This window comes from Streptococcus suis (genome assembly GCF_017601095.1).
Lineage (GTDB): Bacteria > Bacillota > Bacilli > Lactobacillales > Streptococcaceae > Streptococcus > Streptococcus suis_Z.
The window spans coordinates 71808-95813 of record NZ_JAGFUX010000003.1 but is presented as its reverse complement, the minus strand read 5'-3'; the positions used below and the strand labels follow the sequence as shown (position 1 = coordinate 95813).

The window sequence follows — 24006 nt, the reverse complement described above, 5'->3', positions numbered from 1 at the left end:
TTGATTTTTTTGTATACATTTGGTATACTCAAAGAAAAAGTTTACGAGGGAATGAAAATGAAATTTAATTTAGAGTTGTTTACTTCTGAATTGGTTGTTCATCGTCAAAAGCTTGGTTGGACTCAAGTTCAACTAGCTGAGGTGACAGGAATCAGTCGCTCTACCATTAGTAAGATGGAGAAGGGGGATTTTTCACCAAGTATCGCTCAACTAGAAGTGATTTGTGACAGTTTAGGTCTTTATCCAATTGATTTTTTCAAGGGGTCTTCTGAAAAAAAAGAGAAACTAGATAGAGAAGTAAAGGTAGCCGTCGCTGGTACTGGTTATGTGGGCCTTTCTGTGGCTGTTCTTCTGGCACAACACCATGACGTGACTGCTGTGGATGTCATTCCAGAAAAGGTGGAGTTGATCAATGCCAAGCAGTCTCCGATTCAAGATGACTACATTGAACAGTATTTGGCTGAAAAGGATTTGCGTTTGCAGGCGACCTTAGATGCCGCATCTGCCTATAGAGATGCGGAGATTGTTGTCATTGCAGCTCCTACTAACTACGATAGTGAGAAGAATTATTTTGATACTAGTCATGTGGAGACAGTGATCGAAACAGTCCTATCTTACAATGACCATGCTTTGATTGTGATTAAATCGACTATTCCGGTTGGATTTACCCAAAGCATGAGGGAAAAATTCCAAACAGATCGGATTATTTTTAGTCCAGAATTTTTGCGTGAATCAAAGGCACTATATGATAATCTTTACCCGTCTCGTATTATCGTGTCCTATGAAAAGACTGACTCAGAAGAAGTGCGTCAGAAGGCCCAATTATTTGCTTCTTTGCTAGAACAGGGGGCAGAGAAAGAAGGTATTAATATTCTTTATATGGGGGCGACAGAAGCAGAAGCGGTAAAATTATTTGCCAATACCTACCTAGCTCTTCGGGTTTCTTATTTCAACGAACTTGATACTTACGCTGAACTTAAAGGTTTAGATACAGAGTCGATTATTAAAGGAGTTGGTTTAGACCCACGAATTGGCGATCATTACAATAATCCTTCCTTTGGATACGGGGGCTATTGCTTGCCAAAAGATACCAAACAGTTGTTGGCAAACTATGACCAGGTTCCGCAAAATATGATGACAGCTATTGTCGAGTCCAATCGTACCCGAAAAGATTTCATTGCAGATCAGGTCCTGAAAATGGCAGGTTACTATGCTTACTCTGAACATGATTCCTACTCTCAACAGCAAGAGAAGGAGATTACGATTGGTGTCTATCGCTTGACCATGAAAAGTAACTCTGATAATTTCCGTCAAAGCTCGATTCAAGGTGTCATGAAACGTTTGAAGGCCAAGGGTGCGACGGTCATTATTTATGAACCAACTTTGGAAAATGGAACCACCTTCTTTGGTTCTAAGGTTGTCAATAATCTTAAACAGTTTAAAAAACTAAGTCAGGCTATTGTTGCCAACCGTTTTGATCAGTCTTTAGCAGATGTAGAAGAAAAAGTTTACACGCGTGATATTTTTCAAAGAGATTAGAAATCAGTTTTCTATTAATTACATAATATTTAACTATCCAGTAGTATTTTCAAAAATTGTAGAGAGTCTTGAGACTCTCTTTTTGTTTCAGTTTTGAAACAGAAAAATATCAAAAATGCTCTAGAAAAAATCTAGAGCTATAATTTAATTATAAAATTATTTTAGGTTTGAAACCGCGTAATCGGCCTCTTCCGCTGTAAACTTCTCGCCATATTCTGAAGTTAATTGATCACGAATGGCTTCTGTTGACATGGCCATTTCTTTTTGATAAGATTCCGCTTTCTTTAATGCATTTCGAAAATAATCTGTTTTCAAATTGTCTATCGCAAATTGTGCTTCCTCAGGGGTAAACTTCTCGCCATATTCGGAAGTGAGTTGATCATAGATGCCCTGTTTTGACAGATACATAGTATCAGAATAATTTTTTGCCTTTTGAAGTGCATTTTGATTATAGTCTGCTTTTAGATTATCAATTGCGTATTGACCAGCTTCAGGACTAAATTTCTCACCGTATTCTGAAGTTAGCTGGTCATAGATTGCTTGTTTAGACATAAACATCAATTTTGAGTAGTTTTCAGCAGATTTTAAGGCATTTATAAAGTCAGTAGGAGTGTTGTCTGATATATTGTTGTCGCTTGATTGCACAGTTGAGGTTTCAGTTGAAGTTTCCGCAGAAGTTTCAACTGTGGATGAAGCTGTCTTCTCAACTGAGTCCTTAGAGGTTTCAGTAGATGATGGAGAATTGTTTCCTCCTAAACTAGATGCGATCATACCACCTGCAATAATAATTGCAATTGCTCCCAAACAACCAATTCCTTTTTTGTTTTTTGCCATAATTTTCTCCTCGCTTTTTGCATTTGTATAAAATTTCATTGAATATTTAGAGTTTACTCTAATTCAATATCTTACCATATCAAATTTTTAGTTTGATGAGAAGATAATTTTGATTTGGAATTAATTAGTTCTTCAAAGGCTTTTTGTATTAATAGTTTATAAAATACAATAAATATGCTATACTGAAAGAGTGAATCTATCACAATTTTATTTTAAGGAGATCGTTATGAAAAAGACGGATTGGATTGAATACTTTGAAGCCTTAAATGGTCGTTCACCAGAACAGCATGAGGTTGATGAGGCCTTATCAAAAGGTGAGTTTGAACAAGAAACTGTATCTGAAACTACTTCGAGTGAAGTAGAAGAACAGGTAGTGGAATCTACTGTAAATGCATCATCACAAGTAGTGAACCAAGATGCGATGAATCAGAATGCTGCATCTCAACAAGTGAATCAGCAAGTACCTCCAACTCAAACCGGTCAGCAAACAGTACCATTGCAGCAAGTAAATCCTCAAATGTTGCAGCAAGCGCCTGCGGCTCCTTCTGCAGCTGGCTTGTTCTTTAAACAATTCAAGGAATGGATGATTTCTGCTTGGAAAAATCCAACCTCTATTGCTAGTCAAACACATAAGTATAATGGCCTGACATCCCTATTATTAATTGCCTTTTTTGCTTCACTAACCATTTATTTACCAATGGTAAAAATTGCTGGCGGTGTGAACAATGTTACAAGTGATTTGACAAGTAGTTTTAATAACTTATTTTCTTATCCAACTAATGGCTATAATCCATTTACAGTTCAAACACCTACAGTAAGCGTTGGGATTGATGTCTTGTTTAAAACCTTTATTGGTTTTGCATTATTAATCTTTTCAATCATCTTAGCAGGTTTTGTTGTAAAACGCTTTATCTACAAAGATGAGAAATTTACCTTCGCATATTCACTTGAATATTATGGTCGTATTTTTGCAATTAATAATTTACTTTATGCAATTGCTGCCTTGTCTGCTTTGCTTGGTGTTTACTCATTAGTAGGTCTGGCTACAAGTCTTGCTTTATTTGCATTAACTTCAGCTAGTGTATATGCGATTGCAAACTTTAAAAATAATTCAAACTTGGATCCATTGTATCGTTATCTGATTGCTATTGTAGTGAATGGATTAATTATCTTTATTGCAGTTATTATTGCAATGTCAATTGTTGGTCAAATGTTTTGGTCTGGTCTCTTTTAATAGTCAAGGAGTAATTCATGGCAACAAAAGAAAAATGGATAGAACTCTTTGAGAAAGTAGTAGGTCGTAAACCCAGTCCTGAAGAATTTTTTAAAGCAAAAGAAGTAGGATTTGATTTGAAGCAAATCAAGTCAATTGCTGGTTTGGAAGTTACTCAGTTAGATTCTGCGAAGTCTGAATCGGACTCTGACGCTGCTCCAGATAGTCAAGTAGTAAATCAGGTAGAAGTAGTCACTGTTCCAGAAGATTCAGTTTCGATCATACAGCCAATACCAGCAGAACAAACTATCGTAATGGGATCAGCTGCAACAACCCTTGTTCAACCTAAGCCAGTGAATAAAAAGAAACGCTTATTATTTGGATTGGGTGCCTTGCTAATTCTGGGACTTGGAGCCGGATACTACTATATGGATTCTGTGACTGGCATGGATGTTGCAGTCGACGAATTTCAAACAGCTGTGAAAAGTAATGACTATGATCAAGTAGCTAGTTTATTATCAACTGATCAGGACAAGTGGACAAAATCTGAAGCAAAAGATTTCTTGCAATATCTGAATTCCCAAGGTGTTGATATTGAAAAGGAATTAGACTCGATTGAGGCTTCAGGAGGTAAGAATACCTACAATGATCAGCGTGGAAATAAGTTGCTTGGTTTAAGAGAAAGCGGTCGAAAACTTGGAATCTTTCCAGAATACCAAGTAACGAGTTACCCAGTAGAAATAGTAGTAAAAAGTAGTCTTACAGATTTGACTATCGATGAAACAAAAATCGAAGCAAATAAAGAAGTTTCTCTTGGGGAGTTTCATTTTTCAAACCAGGAGTTCCGTGCAAATGGTAAGACCAATTCGGGTGATTTTGAAACAATTTTACAGCCTAATCTTTACCAAGCTGAGGAAAATAGAATTTTGCTTTCATTATCTCCGATTCAAAAGAATTTGAATTTGAAATTGCCTGTAGATCAATCTTTGGTGAAAGATATTAAAGTTATCTCCTCAGATAAAGAAATTGCCAAATCTTTGACAGGCAAAGTTGAAGTTTTGGATAATCAAACACTAGAATTAAAAGTAACCTTTAAGTTTGAAGATCAGACATATACTACTGAGACAAGTAAAGTTTTTGTCGATCCTTCTATCGGTGAAATTCCTGCGGAATTAACGATGTCGGCAGAAGAAGGGAAAAAAATAGCAGATGCTCAAGCAGCAAAAGCAGCGAAGGAAGCAGAAGCGAAATTGGAACAGGAGACTAAGGCTAAGATTCAAACATTTATGAACGAATACATCGAATCAATGCGGTCATCTATCAGCGCTCGTACTGTATACTTCGATAAATATTTCGATACTTCTAGTTCAGTTTATAATACCTATGTTAACTATATTGAAGGTGGTGGAGTTGCGAGAGCTAAAATAAATTACCAAACCACTATTGATTATACTGTAACTGAAGTTAAGAAAGACGGAGAAAACTATTTAGTAACTGTTCACAATAAATTCAGAGAAGTTTATCTCAATGGGAAGTCAGATACTGTTGAAAAGAATCAGGTCTTTAACTTGCGTCCAAATGGTGATTCCTTCTTAATCTTTGGAGTAAGTGAAACATGAGGCCAAATAAAATGATGAAAAAAGTGTATAGTATGTTGCTTTTATCTTGTTTGTTACTAGCGGCATGCAGTCAGACAGATTCTGCAACTGAGACTTCTCAAGAGTCAGAGGTCAGTAAATCAACATCCACTAGCCAATCAAGTGAACATTCGACAAGTTCAATAGCTTCCTCAGAGATGGAAAGTAATTCGACAACATCTACAACGAGTGGAGAAACAACTTCTTCCGAACAGTCAACTACGAGTATTGCAACAAGTGCAACATACAATGGATCCTACTATAGTGTGCAAGGGAAGTATGGCGAAATTATTATCGCAAACAAAAAACACCCTTTAGATCCTTCATTTGCACCTGGAGAAAATCCAACAGCATTAGCTGCTTTCCAACAATTATTAGCAGCAATGCAAGAAAAAGGTTTTTCAATCTCAACTAATTATAGTGGCTTCCGTTCCTATGAAACACAGGCTGGTCTTTATCAAAGTTATGTTAATAATGATGGTCAAGCTGCTGCTGATACTTATTCAGCACGTCCAGGATATAGTGAACATCAAACAGGACTTGCTTTTGATATTATGGACGCATCTGGGAACCTTTTGACTGAACCTAGTGCTGCAAATTGGGTGGCGAATAATGCACATTATTATGGCTTCATTGTACGCTACTTACCTGGTAAAGAATCGATTACTGGCTATATTGCTGAATCTTGGCATGTACGTTATATTGGTCAAGAAGCAAGTGATATATATCAATCAGGCTTGACACTTGAGGAATACTTTGGAGTCCCAGGTGGAGATTATCAATATTAGCTGTAATTTTGAGAGAGAAACTATTCTCTCTCTTTTACTTATCCAATTTTGAATATTGAATAATGACTAAAGGAAAAATGTCTCACAATATGTCTAAATAAAGAATGAGTTAGATAAAAAAAAAGAGGTCATGCCTCTTTTTTTCTTACTCTAGAAGTTGGGGGGATCCAGAGTAGAGATATTATAGGGGGAAGCTTATTGAATAGCATCTAGCAAGGCTTGTACTTGCGATTGCAAACTTGTTCGAACACTGTCTGATAGAATCAGTTGGCCTGTTACCCAAGCATCAGGGTTGACAGTGCTGGCTGTAAATTCACCGACAATCTGAGTCCGAATAAATGGAAGTAGATGCTGGAAATCCTTAAAGAGAAAGTCGTGACCGCTATTTCCAACTGCGGAAACAGTAGTCAGCTTGTCTTGAAGGATAGAAGGGCCTTTGGGATTGGTCAAGTCTAGCGATCGACTGAGCCAATCAAGAGTATTTTTCACGATACCAGGAATGGCGTAATTGTAGATAGGTGAAAAAATCCAAATGGCATCCGCAGCAGCAACCTGATCTCGAAGATGGGCGATTGCAGGGAGTGTCGGAATTTCAATGTCTTGATTAAAGAGGGGAATGGATGCCAAGTCGATATAGGAGACTTGAGCTTTGTCAGACAAAAGCGTTTCGACTTCCTTGGCCATTTGATGGTTGAAAGATCCGTCACGCAGTGAACCAACTAGAAATAAGACATGTGCCATATCTAGGCTCCTTTAAAATTCATAATATTATTATATTATAAATTTTAAATTTGTCAAGATTTTAATGTAGATGATTTCAAATTTTTAAATTGTTTTAAGATATCTGCCAAGATGACTTGTTCCTCAGGGCTAATGACTGAGAAGATTCTACCGATATTTTCATAATGTTCAGGCAAAATCGCTTCAATTCGTTCGCGACCGAGAGGGGTTAAACCGACTAAGAAGGAGCGTCTGTCCTTGGTATCTGGAACCTTTACAACATAGCCATCGCGAATCATGTTACGGATGACGACGGTCATATTGCCAGAAGTGCTGAGGAGTTTATCAATCAGATCTTGGATGCGGAGGTCGCCTTTGTTGTACAAGGCTTCCAAAACGCCAAATTGACAAACGGTCAAATTGTGTTTCTTAATCGTTTCGACTTCCTTTTTGACAATAGCATTGGCTGCTCTGTGAAAAACAACCAAGCTATGTAGGGCTTCTTGATTTTCTTGTAATGCTTGTTCGATCCTGTTCATAGCCCTATTTTATCAATAAAGCTTACATTATGCAAGATTTTCTAGGATCATCAAGGAAATCATACGAACCTCTTTTCCCCTAAAGGATAGCAATCTGAGGGAATATGGTGTATAATAAGAACGATATGAAAAAATCACTAGAATCTGTAGCACGTTTTTTGCAATCAACCTTGGGCCAGTGGATAGTCGGCTTGTTTATTTGCCTTTGTGTACTCGTTTTTTCCTTCTTTTTCCTTCTTGATTTGTCTATTCAGCCTAGAAAAGACACGGAACGGGAACTCGAGCGAGTTGTCTTGGCAAATACACCGATTCAGGCTGTGGAGGATATTGAACTCTATAATGGACAAGAAAGCTATTATAGTTTTTATGGCAAGGATGAGGTGGGAAATGATTTAGTCGCCCTTGTGTCGGATCAGGATGATACGATTTATCTGTCAGATCTATCAGCTGGAATTAAGCAGGGAGAGGCAGAGAATCGTGCAAAGGAAAATGGCGCGACACAAATCGATCGTGCTGTTTTAGGAGTTTACCAAGAACAGCTCGTTTGGGAAGTGAAGTCTGAGCAGACCTACTATCTCATTTCCTTTGAATCCGGTGATTTTATTAAGAAGGAGGGCTTATGAGCAAGCTATCAAAACGTGTCTTAGAAATGGAAGAAAGTGTCACGCTGGCAGCAGGTGCACGGGCTAAGGCCTTGAAGGCGGAAGGTCGAGATATTTTAGAGCTGACCTTGGGTGAGCCAGACTTCGTCACACCTAAGAATATTCAAGAAGCAGCCATTCAGTCTATCGAAAATGGTAAGGCTAGTTTTTACACGGTAGCTTCAGGTCTTCCTGAGTTGAAGGATGCGGTCAATACCTACTTTGAGAAGTTCTATGGCTATTCTATCGAACGCAATCAAGTCGTTCTTGCCACAGGTGCTAAGTTTGTTCTTTACGCCTTCTTTGCGGCGGTTATCAATCCTGGTGAAGAGGTTCTCATTCCAACACCTTACTGGGTTTCCTATGCTGACCAGATTAAGATGAACGAAGGCGTGCCAGTCTTTGTCACTGCGACGGAAGAGTATAATTTCAAGGTAACGGTTGACCAGTTGGAAGCGGTTCGGACAGACAAGACCAAGGTCCTCTTGCTTAACAGTCCGTCCAATCCGACAGGTATGATTTACAGTCGTGAGGAATTGGAAGTTATTGGAAACTGGGCTGTGGAACACGATATTATCATCTTGGCAGATGATATTTATGGTCGTTTGGTCTATAATGGAAATAACTTTACACCGATTTCAAGTATCTCAGAAAGTATTCGTCAGCAGACTATTGTGGTCAACGGTGTGGCAAAAGCCTATGCCATGACAGGTTGGCGGGTTGGTTTTGCGGTTGGTAATCCTGAGATTATTGCGGCCATGAGTAAGATTATCGGTCAAACAACGTCGAACTTAACAACTGCTGCTCAATATGCGGCCATTGAAGCCTTTATAGGTCCGCAAGATACGGTCGAAACCATGCGTCAGGCCTTTGAAGAGCGACTCAATACCATTTATCCCTTGCTAGCAGAAGTGCCAGGTTTTGAAGTCATCAAACCGGAAGGTGCCTTCTATCTCTTCCCAAATGTCAAAAAGGCTATGGAGATGAAAGGCTACACAGATGTGACCGAATTTACCACAGCTATCCTGGAAGAAGTAGGAGTGGCCTTGGTAACAGGTGCAGGTTTTGGAGCTCCTGAGAATATCCGCCTCAGCTATGCGACAGATATGGACACGCTCAAAGAAGCAGTAGCTCGACTACACACATTTATGAAAAAAGTAAAAGAGGAACAATAATGTCTAGAAAATTGATTACCATTAACCAAGTCAAAGATTATGTCGGTCAAGAAGTGACCATCGGTGCCTGGGTTGCCAACAAGTCAGGTAAGGGCAAGTTGGCTTTCTTACAGTTGCGTGACGGAACAGCCTTCTTCCAAGCCGTTGCCTTCAAGCCAAACTTCATTGAAAAATTCGGTGAAGAGGCTGGTACGGAGAAGTTCGATGTAGCAAAACGCCTCAGCCAAGAAACGTCTGTCTATGTGACAGGGATTGTCAAGGAAGATGATCGTTCTAAGTTTGGTTATGAGTTGGATGTGACAGACCTTGAAGTGATCGGTGAGTCACAAGACTACCCAATCACGCCAAAAGAACACGGTACAGACTTCCTCATGGACAACCGTCACCTATGGTTGCGTTCGCGTAAACAGGTCGCTATCCAACAAATCCGTAACGCGATTATCTATGCGACTTATGAATTCTTTGAAAAGAATGGTTTTATCAAGTTTGATAGCCCAATCCTGTCAGGAAATGCGGCAGAAGATTCAACAGAATTGTTCGAAACAGACTACTTTGGTCAACCTGCCTACCTCAGCCAATCTGGTCAGCTGTACCTTGAAGCAGGTGCTATGGCACTTGGTCGTGTTTTTGACTTCGGCCCTGTTTTCCGTGCGGAAAAATCAAAAACCCGCCGTCACTTGACTGAGTTCTGGATGATGGATGCCGAGTATTCATTCTTGAGTCATGACGAGTCACTTGACTTGCAAGAAGCCTATGTCAAAGCCTTGATTCAAGGTGTCATCGACCGTGCTCCTCAAGCCTTGGAAACTCTTGAGCGTGATGTGGATGCCCTTAAACGCTACATTGCAGAACCATTCAAACGTGTGGCTTATGATGATGCTATTACCCTTCTTCAAGAGCATGAAGCTGATGAAGATACAGACTACGAACACATCGAACATGGGGATGACTTCGGATCACCACATGAAACTTGGATTTCAAACTACTTTGGTGTACCGACTTTCGTTGTTAACTATCCAGCAAGCTTCAAGGCCTTCTACATGAAACCAGTTCCTGGCAATCCAGAGCGTGTGCTTTGTGCGGACCTCTTGGCACCAGAAGGCTACGGTGAAATCATCGGTGGTTCTATGCGTGAGGACAACTACGATGCCTTGGTAGCCAAGATGGATGAACTCGGTATGGACAAGTCCGAATACGAATTCTACCTTGACCTGCGTAAGTACGGTTCAGTACCACACGGTGGTTTCGGTATCGGTATTGAGCGTATGGTAACCTTCGTCGCTGGCACAAAACACATCCGTGAAGCCATTCCGTTCCCACGTATGTTGCACCGCTTGCATCCATAAATTCAATCTGAACAGATTACAAACGTGGTCTGTTTTCTTGCTTTTTGAACGATTTTTATTTATAATTATTCTAAATAATTTACAAAGAGAGAAAAATGAAGCAAGAAAGTTTAGGAAAACGTATTATCAAACTAGCCCTGCCTGCTACGGTGGAAAATATCTTTCAGACCTTGGTTGGTTTTGTGGATACGCTATTGATTGCCCAGCTGGGGCTGGTAGCGGTGACGGCAGTGGGTTTGGCCAACACCATACTCAATGTCTATTTGGCTGTTTATATAGCTTTGGGGGTAGCGGCTACTGCCTTGGTTTCTCGTTCGATTGGTGCGGGAAACAAAGAAGCAGTTGCCTATCAGGTGCGTCAGGCACTAGTCTTATCGTTGGTGACAGGTTTGATCTTTGGCCTGTTTTCACTTGTTTTTGGACGACAGCTGCTGGTCTTAATGGGAGCCGATTCGGAGAGTTTGGCTGGGGCACAGGTCTTTTTCTACTGGGTCGGCGGTCTGACAATTTTTCAATCCCTAATGACCATTCTGGGAACAATCTTGCGGGCAGCTGGCGATACGGTTACCCCTATGAAAATAAGTTTGTTGACCAACCTGTTTAATGTGGTTTTGGATTACATTTTGATTTTTGGTATTGGCTCTTGGTCTGGTCTGGGTATTGTCGGAACGGCCTTGGGAACCGTCTTAGCTCGCTTGCTTGGTACCGTCTTGCTTTACCTCAAGGTGCAGCAGACTGACTTGGCAGTTGATTTCAAACATTTGTTCCACTTGGGAAGTCCTAAGGAGATGGTGACTTTGACCATTCCCGCCGCCTTGGAACGTTTGGTCATGCGGTTGGGACAGGTGGTCTATTTCAGCTTGATTGTAGGACTTGGTACAACTGTCTATGCCTCTCATATGATCGCAGGGAACATTGAGAGTTTTACCTATATGCCAGCTTATGGTCTTGCGACAGCGGCGGCAGTTTTGATCGGTCAGGCCTTGGGCAAGGGTGATGTTCTGACTATCAGACGGGTCGCATTTCTTAGCTCTGCCTATGGAGTAGCCATCATGTCCCTTCTGGGAATCGTCTTATTTTTCGGAGCTCCAAGTTTTGCTCTGCTATTTACCAAAGCCCCAGAAGCCGTCAGCCAAGTCGTCATAGCACTGCGTATCGATGCTTTCAACCAGCCCGGCCTTGCGGTTTCTTTGATCATGGCAGGCGCTCTGCAGGGGTTAGGGGATACCAAGTCCCCTCTCTACTCTACAGTGATAGGGATGTGGGGGCTGCGCGTCTTAGGTGTTATCGTCTTAGGTCAGATGTTCGGTTTCGGCATCGCCGGTGTTTGGCTGTCGATTCTGATTGACCTGCTCTTGCGAGCGATTTTTTTGACTTGGAGATTTCATGTAAAAACAAGAAAACTGGCTGAGTAGCCAGTTTTTTTAGGAGTTATTGATGGATAGGCGGTTTTGATAAGCCAATTCGAGGAGGTATTTGTAAAGTGGAATGATGTCCGTTTGTTTTGGGAATTCCAATTTAAGACTAACTAACTCTTCCTGTTTTGATTTGAGGTAGATATTGCGCAAGTAAGTGATAGTGATTTCACTATCATCTAGGCCGAAACCAGCTGTTTCCATCTCGACATGGACCAGGGTTGAGAGGAAGATGGATTTTATGGCAGTTTTCTTCCCTGTTGCTCCTTGTTTGTCCACAAATATAATACGAATATTGGTAAAGATAACTGCGTCCCGGATCAAGACGTAACCGTTTTGAATGACTTCCTCATCTAGTAGATACTGAGAGTATTCTGTGTAGAGGGATTCGTTGCTTTGTTGGCTAAAGTTTCCAGCAAGACCCTGAGCAATTTTTCCTAAATTCAATGCCATAGACATTCTCCTTTACTCTATTTTTATATAGAATAGTATAGTGTTTTTTTGCCAAGATGCAATAGCAAATGAAGAACATATTCTAACGGGCCGTCAAAAAAGTGTCAGCTTTTTACTTGGGTAAAGAGTCTGGAAATAGTTTTTCTTGAGAGTGAGCGGGATGAGTTTGTCTAAAACTGTGCTATAATAGATGTAGAAAAGCAAAGGAGATTGACAGATGAAAACGATTCATACAGATAAAGCACCAGCAGCTATTGGTCCTTACGTACAAGGTAAAGTTGTAGGAAATTTCCTTTTTGCCTCTGGTCAGGTTCCCTTGTCACCTGAAACGGGCCAAGTGGTTGGTGAAACCATTCAAGAACAGACTGAGCAGGTCTTGAAAAATATCGCGGCTATTTTGGAAGCGGCTGGTACAGATTTTGAACATGTGGTTAAAACGACTTGCTTCCTTAAGGATATGAATGACTTTGTGGCTTTCAATGAAGTCTATCAAACAGCCTTTTCAGCTGATTTCCCAGCTCGTTCGGCGGTGGAAGTAGCTCGCTTGCCACGTGATGTTAAGGTTGAAATTGAAGTGATTGCAGTGATTGATTAAGAAAGAAAAGGAGGGAATGTCATGTCAGATAAACTCCATTTAGTGATTGTGACAGGAATGTCGGGCGCAGGTAAAACGGTAGCTATTCAGTCTTTTGAAGATTTGGGCTATTTTACCATTGACAATATGCCGCCGACCCTACTGCCAAAATTTTTAGAACTGATTCGCCATAGTCAAGACAACAATAAGATTGCCTTGGTGGTAGATATGCGGAGCCGGTCTTTCTTTTCAGAAATTCGAGAAGTCTTAGATGAGATTGAGGCGGCAGAAGATTTGGATTTCAAGGTCTTGTTTTTGGATGCGACAGATAGCGAATTGGTGGCACGCTATAAGGAAACTCGCCGTTCCCATCCTCTTGCAGCGGATGGTCGGGTCTTGGATGGTATTCAGCTTGAGCGTGAGCTCTTGGCACCTTTGAAAAATATGAGCCAGAATGTCATCGATACGACAGAATTGACACCGCGTAATCTGCGGATGGCCATTTCAGAGCAATTTGCTAGTCAGGACAACCAACCATCCTTCCGTGTGGAAGTCATGTCATTTGGTTTCAAATACGGTCTGCCTCTGGATGCGGACTTGGTTTTTGATGTGCGTTTCTTGCCAAATCCTTACTATCAGAAAGAATTACGCAATCTGACTGGTCTGGATGCTCCTGTCTTTGATTATGTCATGGCCCACCAGGAATCTGAAGAATTTTACAGCCACCTTATCGGCTTGATTGAGCCCATTCTGCCAGGTTACCAAAAAGAAGGGAAATCTGTTTTGACCATTGCAATTGGATGCACGGGAGGTCAACATAGAAGCGTAGCTTTTGCCAAACGTTTGGCAGATGATCTTGAGAAGAACTGGTTGGTCAACCGCAGTCATCGTGACAAGGATAGACGGAAGGAAACGGTTAACCGCTCATGAGAAAACCTAAAATAACTGTGATTGGCGGCGGAACAGGGATTCCGGTGATTCTAAAGAGTTTGCGGGACAAAGATGTGGAGATTACGGCAATCGTGACAGTGGCAGATGATGGTGGCTCCTCTGGTGAGATTCGTCAGGCCTTGCAGGTCACACCCCCAGGAGATTTGCGAAACGTTCTTTTAGCCATGTCGGACATGCCCAAGTTGTATGAGCAGATTTTCCAGTATCGCTTTGCGGAAACGGATGGCGCCTTGGCAGGGCATCCCTTGGGAAACCTGATTATTGCAGGGATTTCGGAGATGCAGGGTTCAACCTACAATGCCATGAGGCTCTTGACCCGCTTTTTTCATACCACTGGCCGCATTTATCCTTCTAGTGAAAATGCACTCACCCTTCATGCTGTATTTACAGATGGGACAGAGGTTGTGGGAGAAAGTAAAATTGCAGCACATGAGGGCATGATTGGGTATGTCTATGTGACTAATTCCTATAATGATGACGAGCCTAAGGCAAGCCGTCAGGTGGTTGAGGCAATCATGGATAGTGATATGGTTGTATTGGGTCCAGGCTCTCTCTTTACTTCTATCTTGCCTAATCTGATGATATCAGACATTGGTAAAGCTTTAAAAGAGACCAAGGCGGAGGTCACCTATGTATGCAACATCATGACCCAAAGAGGAGAGACGGAGTTTTTCTCAGACGCAGACCATGTGGCGGTTCTCAATGCCCACTTGGCTGAAAAATTTATCGACACGGTCCTGGTCAATATCGAGCCAGTTCCGCAAGAGTATATGAATACTCATCAGTTTGATGAGTACCTGGTTCAGGTCAAGCACGATTTTGCAGGCTTGCAGGCGCAAGCACCGCGTGTCATCTCTTCGAATTTCCTTCGTTTAGAGAATGGCGGAGCTTTTCATGATGGCGATTTAGTAGTTGCAGAATTACTCAAGATTGTACAGGTGCGACCATGAGTTTTACAGTTCAGGTAAAAGAAGAAATTCTTGGAAAATCGGACTTTGAAAAGAGTGAACTAGCTGCAATTATCAAATTGTCTGGTAGTCTGGGCTTGACTGGCAAGGGGCTGTCCTTGTCCATCTCAACGGAGAATGCCAAAGTAGCACGTCATATTTATGAAATGCTTTTTGCCTTTTATGCCATAAAAGCAGACATTCGTCACCACCAAAAGACAAACCTCAAAAAGAATCGAGTGTATACAGTTTATTTGGACCATTCTGTCAATGAGATTCTCAACGATCTCTATCTGGCGGACAGCTTTTTTGGAATTGAAACAGGGATTGCTCCTACAATCTTGGAAAAGGATGCATGGAGTCAAGCCTATCTAAGGGGGGCATTTTTAGCCAGCGGATCGGTCAAGGACCCTGAAAAAGGTCGTTATCAGTTGGAAATTGCCTCTGTATACTCGGACCATGCCCAGGATTTGGCTAAGTTATTACAGAAATTTCTCTTGGATGCCAAGGTCATTGAGCGAAGCAAGGGGACCATTACCTATTTGCAACGGGCAGAAGATATCATGGATTTCTTGCTGGTGATTGGGGCAGAAGAAGCCAAGACAGAGTTTGAAAATGTCAAAATCCTTCGTGAAACTCGAAATGATTTGAACCGTGCGACCAATGCAGAAGCGGCCAATATTGCTCGGACCGTGACAGCTTCGATGAAAACCATCAATAACATCATCAAGATAATGGATACGGTGGGCTTGGACCAGCTGCCAGCGGACCTACAAGAGGTTGCACAGCTGAGAATCCACCATCCTGATTTTTCTATCCAGCAGTTGGCAGATAGTCTGTCTAAGCCGCTGACAAAAAGTGGTGTCAACCATCGCTTGCGAAAAATCAATAAATTTGCTGAAGACTTGTAAACACGAAAACCGACCCAACTGGGTCGGTTTTCTAGGAGATTATATGAAAAAGAAGGTGTGCTATTTCTAGCTTGAAATGATTATACGACACAAAACTTAAAGCATCCTAAATCTACAGTCTGAAAAAGTCATTCTATGACAGAGAAATTTCTTTACAAGAAAAGAAATATTCTGTATAATATAGTTTGTGTGTAATGGACACACGATAAAACGGTTAATCCGCTGGGACCTGGCTCTCAAGATTAACAAGATAGGAGTAGAAAAAAATGAATCCATTAATTCAAAGTTTGACTGAAGGTCAACTTCGTACTGACATCCCTTCTTTCCGTCCTGGTGACACTGTTCGTGTTCACGCTAAGGTTGTGGAAGGAACTCGTGAGCGTATTCAGATCTTCGAAGGTGTTGTTATCTCTCGTAAAGGTCAAGGTATCTCAGAAATGTACACTGTCCGTAAAATTTCTGGCGGTGTAGGTGTTGAGCGTACATTCCCAATCCACACTCCACGTGTTGACAAGATTGAAGTCGTACGTTACGGTAAAGTACGTCGTGCTAAATTGTACTACCTACGTGCATTGCAAGGTAAAGCTGCGCGTATCAAAGAAATCCGTCGTTAAGATAGTTTCCACTATCCAAGTCGGACTTCGAAAAGGAGACAGTTCTGCTGTCTCTTTTTCTTTATCCCTTCGAATAGTTATTCAGTTATTGAATAGAATTTAGCAGGAAGTAGAGAAAAATATTGATATCGACAGAAAAAGTAGTAAACTAGAGATAATAAATGTGAGAGGTGAAGTTCATGAAGGAGTTTAAAAACGTACCGTCTATTTTTTCTGACTTGAGACAGGACATTGTTCAAATGCCAGAAATTATGCGCCAGTGCAGTGGCATTCGCATCTATGGCCGTAGAATTCGGTCAATTTTGTTTACGACGGATGTCGCCATCATTGCTAATAACAATGCCGATGCTATCTTGGCAGTATATCCCTTTACCCCAAACCCAGCCATTTTAAAAAGTATCATGCGAGTTGCTTCAGTGCCTGTTTTGGCAGGAGTCGGTGGTGGACTAACCAAGGGGACACGCTCGGCAAACATGAGTCTGTTTTCGGAGTCAGAAGGAGCCTATGCAGTTGTTGTTAATGGTCCTACCAATGTTCAGACCATTGAAGAAATCAACAAGGTAGTGGATATTCCAATTATTTATACTGTTGTGTCAGAGAGTTCGGACATTGCTTCGCGTATTCAAGCAGGAGTGGATATACTAAACGTCTCATGTGGCTTAGATACGGCGCGTGTCGTTGCCAAATTGCGCAAGGAATTTCCAAATTTCCCCATTATTGCCACAGGTGGGCCAACAGAAGAAACTATCCGCCAAGTGATTGAAGCAGGAGCCAATGCGGTGACCTATACCGCTCCTAGTAACGGTGAACTATTCAAGGCCAAAATGGAAAAATACAGAAAAACAACAAAAGAATAGGACAAAACTCTCTTGAAAACTTTTATTAACTAGGGTAAAATAGAAGCTAGCTTCCCTTAGTTAAATGGATATAACAAATTCCTCCTAAGAATTAGTTGCAGGTTCGATTCCTGCAGGGGAGATAGAGAAAATAACGAAAACCCTTGATACACAAGGGTTTTTAACTTTCTTGACCCAAATCCGCCCCAAATTTTGCCTATCGAATTTGCTGGCTGTAGATGCTGAGCTTTCTGTTGAGGATGTAAGCAAACCCCACGACAATGCTACTTTCGATGATATGATATGGTCCAAAGACCTCATAGGAAATCAGGATAGGAGCCAAGAGCGTGTTGGTTGCAGAGCCGAAAACAGCACAATAGCCAAGGGCTGCAACAAGTTCAGTTGGTAAACCAAGTAAGCCAGCTAAAACAGCCCCAGAACTTGCACCAATGGCAAAGAGTGGCGTGACTTCGCCCCCTTGAAAACCTGCGGCCAAACAAAGACAGGTGAGTAGGAGTTTCAGTAGCCAATCGTAAGCAAATACCTGTTCCCCAGCTAAACTGGCTTCAATTAAATTGGTCCCCAAACCAGCATAACGACCTTGATGGAAGAAGAAAAGTAGAACGCTTAGTCCAACTCCCATGACAGCTATTTTTATGTAAGGATTTGGAAACCATCGAGCCGAATACCTTTTTGCTTGATCTAAAAACCAAGCAAAAAAATTACCAATCATTCCAAAGCAGAGGGCAATAATAATCCATTTGAAACTATCAGTAAACTGGAAAGGTGAAACCGAAATGGCATGAGTAAATTTCTCCAACCCAAACCAATGTGATGTCCAACTAGCAGTAAAAGCCGCCAGTAATATAGGGACTAGGTCTTTCAAAGTATAGCGACCGACAGCCAGAACTTCGATGGCAAAGAAACTGGCAGCCAAGGGTGTTTGAAAGAGCCCAGCAAAACCCGCTGCCATTCCAATCCTAGTTACTCTATCTTTGGGTAGGTGGGAGAAACCTTGTTTTTGTATCAAATGGGAAAGACTAGCCCCAAGCTGAACAGCCACTCCCTCTCGACCAACCGAAGCACCAAAAAGGTGGCCGAGCCAAGTTGTCGAAATGATTAGCGGAATGAGAACAGGTGAAATGTGTACATTCTCCCCTTGTCCAGCTTTGAAGACCAAACTCATACCTGCTTGGACATCCCTGCCCCATTTTTGATAGGCATAGACAATTGCTAGTCCGGATAGTGCGAGAAATGGAATAAAATAACGAAAATAATCAGACCTCAGATTCCCAATGGCCAATAAAACCTTACCAAAAAATGTGGTGACTAGTCCGGCTACTAATCCGATCAGGATTGAAAAGACTAGGGGTAGGATAGCTTGCTTGACTTTATTGGTCATCTTGAGCTAGTTTAGCAGATTGATAGGCTCTGGACTGGGCCATAATGTCTGTAAAGGTCGCTTGAATTGCTACGCGGTAGTCATTCTTGTGGACTAGGCTACCAACACGCTCAAGGACAGCTTTTTCTCTGCTTGTGTCTAAGACAGGCTTGCCTGATGCTCGCTTAAAAGCTGTGACCTGATCCACCAGTTCCATCCGTTGTTCAAGCAAGCCAACTAATTGACTATCAATTGCGTTAATCTGTTCGCGAATATGATCTAGATTCATTTTTATCTCCTTTTAAGAAAACCAGTAACAATTGTTACTGGTTAATTGTATTATTCATTTACCTTTGCAGCTAAATCAGTCGCAAAGGATTCAAGGTTTTCAATATCTTCATCTTCGGCAGCCAAATCAACCTTCACACTCTCTGCGCCCTTGCTCGCACCGCGAGAAGCCAACATGGTGTCAAAGTCATCTACTGCACTACAAAAGTCATCGTAGAAGGTATCGCCAGAACCGCAGACACCGTAGATTTTTCCAGTTAAATCAAGGTCAGCAAGATCTGCATAGAAATCGATGATTTCATCTGGAAGTTCTCCGTCTCCACCGTAAGAGTAAGTGTAGGTGGCAACAACAATCAGGTCTGCATCAAGAATTTCCTCTGTTTCAATGGTAGTGCATTCATGAACCTGCACATCCAATCCCAGTTCTTCTAACTTATTCGCAACAATATCGGCAATTTCTTCCGTATTGCCGGTCATACTAGCGTAAACTATTTTTGCTAGTGCCATAGTTTCCTCCAAAAATAGATGATAGGATTAGTATAGCATATTTCTAAGAATTGTGAAAGGTAAAGGAATACCAATTGAGCTTCAATTGTGATAAAATACTGGCTAGGAGTTAAAAATGTTAAAAAAAATAGTTCAAAAAATCGAAGAATTTGATACCATTGTCCTTCATCGTCACCAGCGTCCGGATCCGGATGCCATAGGTAGTCAGCTAGGTTTGAAAAAACTTTTGCAGCTGAATTTCCCTGAAAAGACCATTTTGGCAACTGGTTTTGAGGAGCCAACTTTAGCTTGGTTGGGGCAGATGGATACCGTAGCCGACAGCGACTATCCAGCGAGTCTGGTCATTGTGACCGACACAGCCAATACCGAACGGATTGATGATGCTCGGTATGCTAATGGGGCCTTTCTCATCAAGATTGATCACCATCCAAATGATGATGCTTACGGAGATTTGCTCTGGGTGGACACGAGCAGTAGTTCGACCAGTGAGATGATTGCCCTTTTTGCAAGAGAGTTGGGATTGGACGTAGATGCAGAAATAGCCCGCCTACTCTATGCGGGCATTGTCGGAGATACTGGACGTTTCCTCTATCCATCGACGTCTGCTCGTACATTTGAGATGGCTGCCTATTTACGCCAGTTTGACTTTGACTTTTCAAGTCTGTCTCGTCAAATGGATGCGATGGACTACAAGGTCGCAAAGCTCATGGGCTATGTCTATGATAACTTAGAAGTAGATGAAAATGGAGCAGCCCGAGTTGTCCTGACACAAGAAACCCTCAAGGCTTATGATGTGACAGATGCAGAGACAGCTTCGATCGTATCAGCACCAGGTCGGATTGATGCGGTGCAGTCATGGGGGATTTTCGTCGAGCAAGTTGACGGATCATACCGTGTTCGCCTGCGGAGTAAGTCTGCCATTATCAACGAGATTGCTAAAAGACATGGCGGTGGTGGTCATCCGCTAGCCAGTGGGGCAAATTCTTATTCTTTAGAAGAAAATGAAGCCATTTATAAAGAAATTCAGCAGGTAGTCAAAGATGCAAGCCAGTAGCAGACAAGTTCGCCTCATGGGAACAGTCATTGATACGACCATTTGGCATGAAAATCCAGAGCCTATCTTGGATCAGGTCGAACAGCTTCTCTATCTCTACAAGGATCGCTTTTCAGCCAACGACCTGACCTCCGAGTTAATGGAGGTCAATCTCAATGCTGGTGTACAGGCAGTCCCCGTTGCCCCTGATCTCTATGAGCTGATTGAACTGGGGAAGAAGCATAGCTTGGCAGAGAATAGCTTTCTCAATATCACGATCGGGCCTTTGACCCAGCTCTGGCGGATTGGGTTTAAGGACGCCAAGTTGCCAGACCAGGCTAGTATTGATGAGCGATTGGCAATCATCAACCCAGCTGACATCGAGCTAGACCCAGAATACCAGCAGGTCTTTCTCAATAAAGAAGGTATGGCCATTGATTTGGGTGCCCTGGCAAAAGGTTACATTGCGGATAAGATTGTCGCCTTTTTGAAGGGAATGGGTGCCCAGGCTGGACTGATTAACTTAGGTGGAAATGTTCTGACCTTCGGTCAACCGCCTCATCAGGAAGACGGCTTGTGGCGGATTGGTATCCAACATCCCAAGCTCCCACGTGGCAACAATGCCCTCGTCCTCAAAATAGGAGAAGAATCGGTGGTCACCTCTGGTATTTACGAAAGGACCTTCCAGTTTGAAGGAAAAACCTACCACCATATCTTTGATAGCCAGACAGGCTATCCCTTGCAGGCTGCCATTGCCAGCTTGACCATTGTGTCCAAGCAGTCGGTAGACGGGGAGATTTGGACTACTCGCCTTTTTGGTGCGTCCATTCGGGAGATCTACGACCAGGTTTGTCAGCAAGAGGGGCTGGAGGCTATAATCATGACCCAGGATGATCAAATGGTGGTGACGCCGGGTTTGTGGGATAGGATTGAGCGATGAGAGAAGAAGTACAAAAAGAAGAGTTAGAGTTCTGGGCTCTTCCTTTGAAAAAAGCAGAGCAGACTAGGACGGATACGGATTCTGGAGCTTCTGAGGGAGGCTTTGGAGCACGGGTCTGGACAGATGCCAATTCAGGCCCATCTGTGCAATAAAAATCAAAGAAAATCCTTGACAGGATTGGACAGATTTGGTAAACTAAATGAGTTATAATCTATGGCTCAAAAAGAGTCCATGGCAGAAAGGAATTTTTATAATGAAAAAAGATATCCATCCAGAATATCGCACTGTTGTCTTCATGGACACCACTACTGGTTACAAGTTCCTTAGCGGTTCTACAAAGAACTCAAAAGAAACTATTGAATTTGAAGGTGAAACTTACCCATTGATCCGTGTGGAAATTTCATCAGACTCACACCCATTCTACACTGGACGTCAAAAGTTCACCCAAGCAGATGGACGTGTGGATCGTTTCAACAAAAAATACGGTCTCAAATAAAAAAACAGTCCTTAACGGACTGTTTTTTCACGAGCTTGAAAATAAAAGAGCGAGTTATGGTCCAGTGGACCATTTTTTCTTTGCCTCTAGAAATAAAGGAGGGCTTTTTCGTGCGTGATTGCCAAAATGATTGCCATTGGTTTACATACTCATGAATTGAGCAAATTTTTGTACTGTTTGCTCTTTTTCTTGTTCTGTTACATGAGCGTAAATATTCATACTTTGAAAAAACGACTGTTCATCAAACACAGGGCTGTCAATTTTTTTTCGTCAAAGTTTGGTCCGTGGTTTCTCTCCATCTTAAATTTTGGTATAATAGAGCAAGCACGTATGAGTAATGGATAGGGAGGGATTATGTCCAAGTATAGAGGATCAATCGATAGTCGCATTGACTATGCTTTGATTTTACCGGTCTTTTTTTTATTGCTAATCGGCCTAATGTCCGTCTATATAGCGGTCAGTCATGATTATCCTGACTATGTTTTTCAGATGGTTGGGCAGCAACTGATGTGGATTGTCGTGGGGGTGGGCATCGCCTTTCTGGTAATGTTTTTTTCTACCAAGTTCCTATGGAAAGTCACCCCCTGGCTCTACCTATTAGGACTCGTCTTGATGGTCTTACCGATTTTTTTCTATAGTCCGAGTTTATTGGCATCGACGGGTGCTAAGAACTGGGTGAGTATCAATGGTGTGACGCTCTTTCAGCCGTCTGAATTTATGAAAATATCCTACATCATCATGATGTCTCGCATAGTAGTCAGTTTTCAAAAGAAGCATCAGGAAAGGTCTATTCGAGAGGATTTTTACTTGATTGGTCAGTTGCTCCTTGTAACCTTGCCTGTCTTAGTTCTTTTATATTTCCAAAGTGACCTAGGAACATCATTGGTTTTCGTAGCTATTTTTTGTGGTATTGTCCTGATGTCAGGAGTTTCCTGGAAGATTATTCTACCAGTCTTCTTGACTAGTTTGATTTTGGTTGCGGCTTTTCTTGTAGTTTTTGTCTCGCCAGGTGGGACAACCTTTTTACATAATATTGGGATGGACACCTATAAAATCAACCGTATTTCAGCCTGGTTGGACCCCTTCAAAAATGCCCAATCAACCACTTATCAACAGGCACAGAGTTTGATTGCCATAGGTAGCGGGGGATTGACAGGGATTGGTTTTAATCAGACCAATCTTCTAATTCCTGTTAGGGAAAGTGATATGATTTTTACGGTCATTGCAGAAGATTTTGGCTTTATTGGAGCCAGCATTCTCATTGGACTCTACCTTCTCTTAATTTACCGTATGTTGCGTATTACGCTCCAGTCCAATAATCGTTTTTATACCTATGTTTCAACAGGTTTCATTATGATGTTGCTTTTCCATGTGTTTGAAAATATCGGAGCAGCGACAGGTATTTTGCCTTTGACAGGGATTCCGCTTCCCTTTATTTCACAAGGTGGATCTTCTATCGTTTCCAATTTAATTGGGGTTGGCTTAATTTTGTCCATGAGTTATCAACACAAGTTGCAAGATGAAAAGCGCCGCAATAAGTCCCGTACTTATAAAAAAATTACCATAAAAAGAATAGAGAGGTAGTTATATGAAACGCATTGCAGTTTTGTTAGCAGATGGCTTTGAAGAAATTGAAGCCCTTGCGCCCGTTGATGTTTTTCGTCGTGCAGGCTTCGATTGCCATATGATTGGTTTAGAGGCGCTAGAAGTGAGAGGAACTCATGATATTCGTGTTTTGGCAGATCATGTTTTTTCAGGGGACTTGTCAGATTATGACTTGATCGTACTACCTGGTGGAATGCCGGGGTCAACCAATCTGCGTGACCACGAGGGCTTAATCGCTGCACTTCAAAAAGCGGATCAAGATGAGCACTTGGTTGCGGCCATCTGTGCGGCTCCGATTGTATTGGAGAGAGCAGGTCTTTTGGACGGCAAACGTTACACTGCTTATCCTGGAAAAGAACAGGAAATTCAGGCTGGTATTCATTCAACGGAGACAGTAGTAGTTGATGGCAGGATTGTCACCAGTCGTGGAGCTGGAACAAGTCTTGACTTTGCTTATAGGCTGGTGGATCTTTTGGGTGGAGATGGTAGTGCCTTAGCAAAGGCAATGGTTCATCGGGAAAACCAATAAAAAAATACAGGGAGTTGGGTGATTCGTACTCCCTTTTTTGTAGGAAAAAAGAGGGAAATATGGTATAATGAAGGGTACTAGTTAGTCTAGCTTT

27 protein-coding genes and 1 tRNA gene are annotated in these 24006 nt (G+C 41.9%); 21 read left to right on the top strand and 7 right to left on the bottom strand.

The annotated features are described in order from the left end of the window. The first annotated feature begins 57 nt into the window (after positions 1-57). Positions 58-1539: a nucleotide sugar dehydrogenase gene (locus tag J5566_RS03365; RefSeq protein ID WP_432215582.1), complete on the top strand. Its 1482-nt coding sequence runs from the start codon at positions 58-60 to the stop codon at positions 1537-1539. Positions 1540-1695: 156 nt separating this feature from the next. Here J5566_RS03365 and J5566_RS03360 read toward each other — a convergent pair whose 3' ends face one another. Beyond that, the gene (locus tag J5566_RS03360; RefSeq protein ID WP_244228942.1) at positions 1696-2373 is read right to left on the bottom strand and encodes an Ltp family lipoprotein; all 678 of its coding nucleotides are present in this window, start codon (positions 2371-2373) and stop codon (positions 1696-1698) included. A gap of 226 nt (positions 2374-2599) precedes the next feature. Between J5566_RS03360 and J5566_RS03355 the strand changes: the two genes are divergently transcribed. Genes J5566_RS03355 through ldcB form a run of 3 tightly spaced genes read left to right on the top strand, consistent with a single transcriptional unit; the run spans position 2600 to position 6011 of the window. Beyond that, the gene (locus tag J5566_RS03355) at positions 2600-3607 is read left to right on the top strand and encodes a DUF6574 domain-containing protein (RefSeq protein WP_208562068.1); all 1008 of its coding nucleotides are present in this window, start codon (positions 2600-2602) and stop codon (positions 3605-3607) included. 17 nt (positions 3608-3624) lie between these two features. Next, on the top strand, positions 3625-5205 hold the full coding sequence (locus tag J5566_RS03350; RefSeq protein ID WP_208562067.1) for a TcaA second domain-containing protein: 1581 nt from the start codon (positions 3625-3627) through the stop codon (positions 5203-5205). Between the two features lie 14 nt (positions 5206-5219). After that, positions 5220-6011, top strand: a complete 792-nt coding sequence (gene ldcB / locus J5566_RS03345) for an LD-carboxypeptidase LdcB/DacB (RefSeq protein WP_208562216.1) — start codon at positions 5220-5222, stop codon at positions 6009-6011. A 195-nt stretch (positions 6012-6206) separates the two neighbouring features. Here the strand turns inward: ldcB and J5566_RS03340 are convergent, their stop codons facing one another. Together J5566_RS03340 and J5566_RS03335 are read right to left on the bottom strand one after the other, a co-directional pair. After that, positions 6207-6752: an NADPH-dependent FMN reductase gene (locus J5566_RS03340; RefSeq protein WP_208562066.1), complete on the bottom strand. Its 546-nt coding sequence runs from the start codon at positions 6750-6752 to the stop codon at positions 6207-6209. A 53-nt stretch (positions 6753-6805) separates the two neighbouring features. After that, entirely contained in the window at positions 6806-7270 is a 465-nt protein-coding gene (locus tag J5566_RS03335; RefSeq protein ID WP_208562065.1) for a MarR family winged helix-turn-helix transcriptional regulator, read from the bottom strand. Between the two features lie 125 nt (positions 7271-7395). Here J5566_RS03335 and J5566_RS03330 point away from each other — a divergent pair, with 125 nt between their 5' ends. The 4 genes from J5566_RS03330 (at position 7396) to J5566_RS03315 (ending at position 11847) form a co-directional block, all read left to right on the top strand. Beyond that, positions 7396-7893, top strand: coding sequence for a DUF5590 domain-containing protein (locus J5566_RS03330; RefSeq protein ID WP_208562064.1), 498 nt, complete (start codon positions 7396-7398; stop codon positions 7891-7893). Continuing rightward, positions 7890-9086 (top strand): pyridoxal phosphate-dependent aminotransferase, encoded by a 1197-nt coding sequence (locus J5566_RS03325; protein WP_208562063.1) that lies wholly within the window; start codon positions 7890-7892, stop codon positions 9084-9086. Before J5566_RS03330 ends, J5566_RS03325 begins: the two co-directional genes overlap by 4 nt. Then, positions 9086-10432 (top strand): asparagine--tRNA ligase, encoded by a 1347-nt coding sequence (gene asnS / locus J5566_RS03320; protein WP_208562062.1) that lies wholly within the window; start codon positions 9086-9088, stop codon positions 10430-10432. The genes J5566_RS03325 and asnS overlap by 1 nt, the downstream gene beginning before the upstream one ends. Positions 10433-10527: 95 nt before the next feature. Then, the gene (locus tag J5566_RS03315) at positions 10528-11847 is read left to right on the top strand and encodes an MATE family efflux transporter (RefSeq protein ID WP_208562061.1); all 1320 of its coding nucleotides are present in this window, start codon (positions 10528-10530) and stop codon (positions 11845-11847) included. A 9-nt stretch (positions 11848-11856) separates the two neighbouring features. On the opposite strand, the gene J5566_RS03310 is transcribed toward J5566_RS03315, so the two are convergent. Then, the gene (locus J5566_RS03310; protein WP_432215581.1) at positions 11857-12300 is read right to left on the bottom strand and encodes a PH domain-containing protein; all 444 of its coding nucleotides are present in this window, start codon (positions 12298-12300) and stop codon (positions 11857-11859) included. Between the two features lie 217 nt (positions 12301-12517). Here J5566_RS03310 and J5566_RS03305 point away from each other — a divergent pair, with 217 nt between their 5' ends. The 7 genes from J5566_RS03305 (at position 12518) to J5566_RS03275 (ending at position 17276) form a co-directional block, all read left to right on the top strand. After that, on the top strand, positions 12518-12895 hold the full coding sequence (locus J5566_RS03305; RefSeq protein ID WP_208562060.1) for a RidA family protein: 378 nt from the start codon (positions 12518-12520) through the stop codon (positions 12893-12895). A gap of 21 nt (positions 12896-12916) precedes the next feature. Continuing rightward, the gene (gene rapZ / locus J5566_RS03300) at positions 12917-13804 is read left to right on the top strand and encodes an RNase adapter RapZ (protein ID WP_208562059.1); all 888 of its coding nucleotides are present in this window, start codon (positions 12917-12919) and stop codon (positions 13802-13804) included. Further along, the gene (locus J5566_RS03295) at positions 13801-14775 is read left to right on the top strand and encodes a YvcK family protein (RefSeq protein ID WP_208562058.1); all 975 of its coding nucleotides are present in this window, start codon (positions 13801-13803) and stop codon (positions 14773-14775) included. The genes rapZ and J5566_RS03295 overlap by 4 nt, the downstream gene beginning before the upstream one ends. After that, positions 14772-15683 carry a DNA-binding protein WhiA gene (gene whiA, locus J5566_RS03290; RefSeq protein ID WP_208562057.1) on the top strand — a complete coding sequence of 304 codons (912 nt, stop codon included), beginning with the start codon at positions 14772-14774 and terminating at the stop codon, positions 15681-15683. The genes J5566_RS03295 and whiA overlap by 4 nt, the downstream gene beginning before the upstream one ends. 266 nt (positions 15684-15949) lie before the next feature. Continuing rightward, complete coding sequence (gene rplS / locus J5566_RS03285; RefSeq protein ID WP_024380029.1) at positions 15950-16297, top strand: 50S ribosomal protein L19; 348 nt, start codon at positions 15950-15952, stop codon at positions 16295-16297. A 179-nt stretch (positions 16298-16476) separates the two neighbouring features. Then, positions 16477-17154, top strand: coding sequence for a hydrolase (locus tag J5566_RS03280; RefSeq protein WP_208562056.1), 678 nt, complete (start codon positions 16477-16479; stop codon positions 17152-17154). Positions 17155-17204: 50 nt separating this feature from the next. Next, positions 17205-17276: transfer RNA gene (locus J5566_RS03275), tRNA-Arg, on the top strand. A gap of 74 nt (positions 17277-17350) precedes the next feature. Here the strand turns inward: J5566_RS03275 and J5566_RS03270 are convergent. The 3 genes from J5566_RS03270 to J5566_RS03260 are packed head-to-tail and all read right to left on the bottom strand — an operon-like array spanning position 17351 to position 19309. Continuing rightward, on the bottom strand, positions 17351-18535 hold the full coding sequence (locus J5566_RS03270; protein ID WP_208562055.1) for a chloride channel protein: 1185 nt from the start codon (positions 18533-18535) through the stop codon (positions 17351-17353). After that, entirely contained in the window at positions 18525-18803 is a 279-nt protein-coding gene (locus J5566_RS03265; protein ID WP_208562054.1) for a chorismate mutase, read from the bottom strand. The genes J5566_RS03270 and J5566_RS03265 overlap by 11 nt, the downstream gene beginning before the upstream one ends. Positions 18804-18853: 50 nt before the next feature. Then, the gene (locus J5566_RS03260; protein WP_208562053.1) at positions 18854-19309 is read right to left on the bottom strand and encodes a flavodoxin; all 456 of its coding nucleotides are present in this window, start codon (positions 19307-19309) and stop codon (positions 18854-18856) included. A 115-nt stretch (positions 19310-19424) separates the two neighbouring features. Here J5566_RS03260 and J5566_RS03255 point away from each other — a divergent pair, with 115 nt between their 5' ends. The 6 genes from J5566_RS03255 to J5566_RS03230 all read left to right on the top strand — a co-directional run bounded on the left by J5566_RS03255 (position 19425) and on the right by J5566_RS03230 (position 23912). After that, entirely contained in the window at positions 19425-20363 is a 939-nt protein-coding gene (locus J5566_RS03255; protein WP_208562052.1) for a DHH family phosphoesterase, read from the top strand. Next, positions 20350-21282: an FAD:protein FMN transferase gene (locus tag J5566_RS03250; RefSeq protein WP_208562051.1), complete on the top strand. Its 933-nt coding sequence runs from the start codon at positions 20350-20352 to the stop codon at positions 21280-21282. Before J5566_RS03255 ends, J5566_RS03250 begins: the two co-directional genes overlap by 14 nt. Further along, complete coding sequence (locus J5566_RS03245) at positions 21279-21434, top strand: hypothetical protein (RefSeq protein ID WP_208562050.1); 156 nt, start codon at positions 21279-21281, stop codon at positions 21432-21434. The genes J5566_RS03250 and J5566_RS03245 overlap by 4 nt, the downstream gene beginning before the upstream one ends. Before the next feature lie 101 nt (positions 21435-21535). Beyond that, the gene (locus J5566_RS03240; protein ID WP_067091298.1) at positions 21536-21778 is read left to right on the top strand and encodes a type B 50S ribosomal protein L31; all 243 of its coding nucleotides are present in this window, start codon (positions 21536-21538) and stop codon (positions 21776-21778) included. A 354-nt stretch (positions 21779-22132) separates the two neighbouring features. Beyond that, positions 22133-23362, top strand: a complete 1230-nt coding sequence (locus tag J5566_RS03235; protein ID WP_208562049.1) for an FtsW/RodA/SpoVE family cell cycle protein — start codon at positions 22133-22135, stop codon at positions 23360-23362. 4 nt (positions 23363-23366) lie between these two features. Then, positions 23367-23912, top strand: coding sequence for a DJ-1 family glyoxalase III (locus J5566_RS03230; RefSeq protein WP_208562048.1), 546 nt, complete (start codon positions 23367-23369; stop codon positions 23910-23912). The last annotated feature ends 94 nt before the right edge of the window (positions 23913-24006 follow it).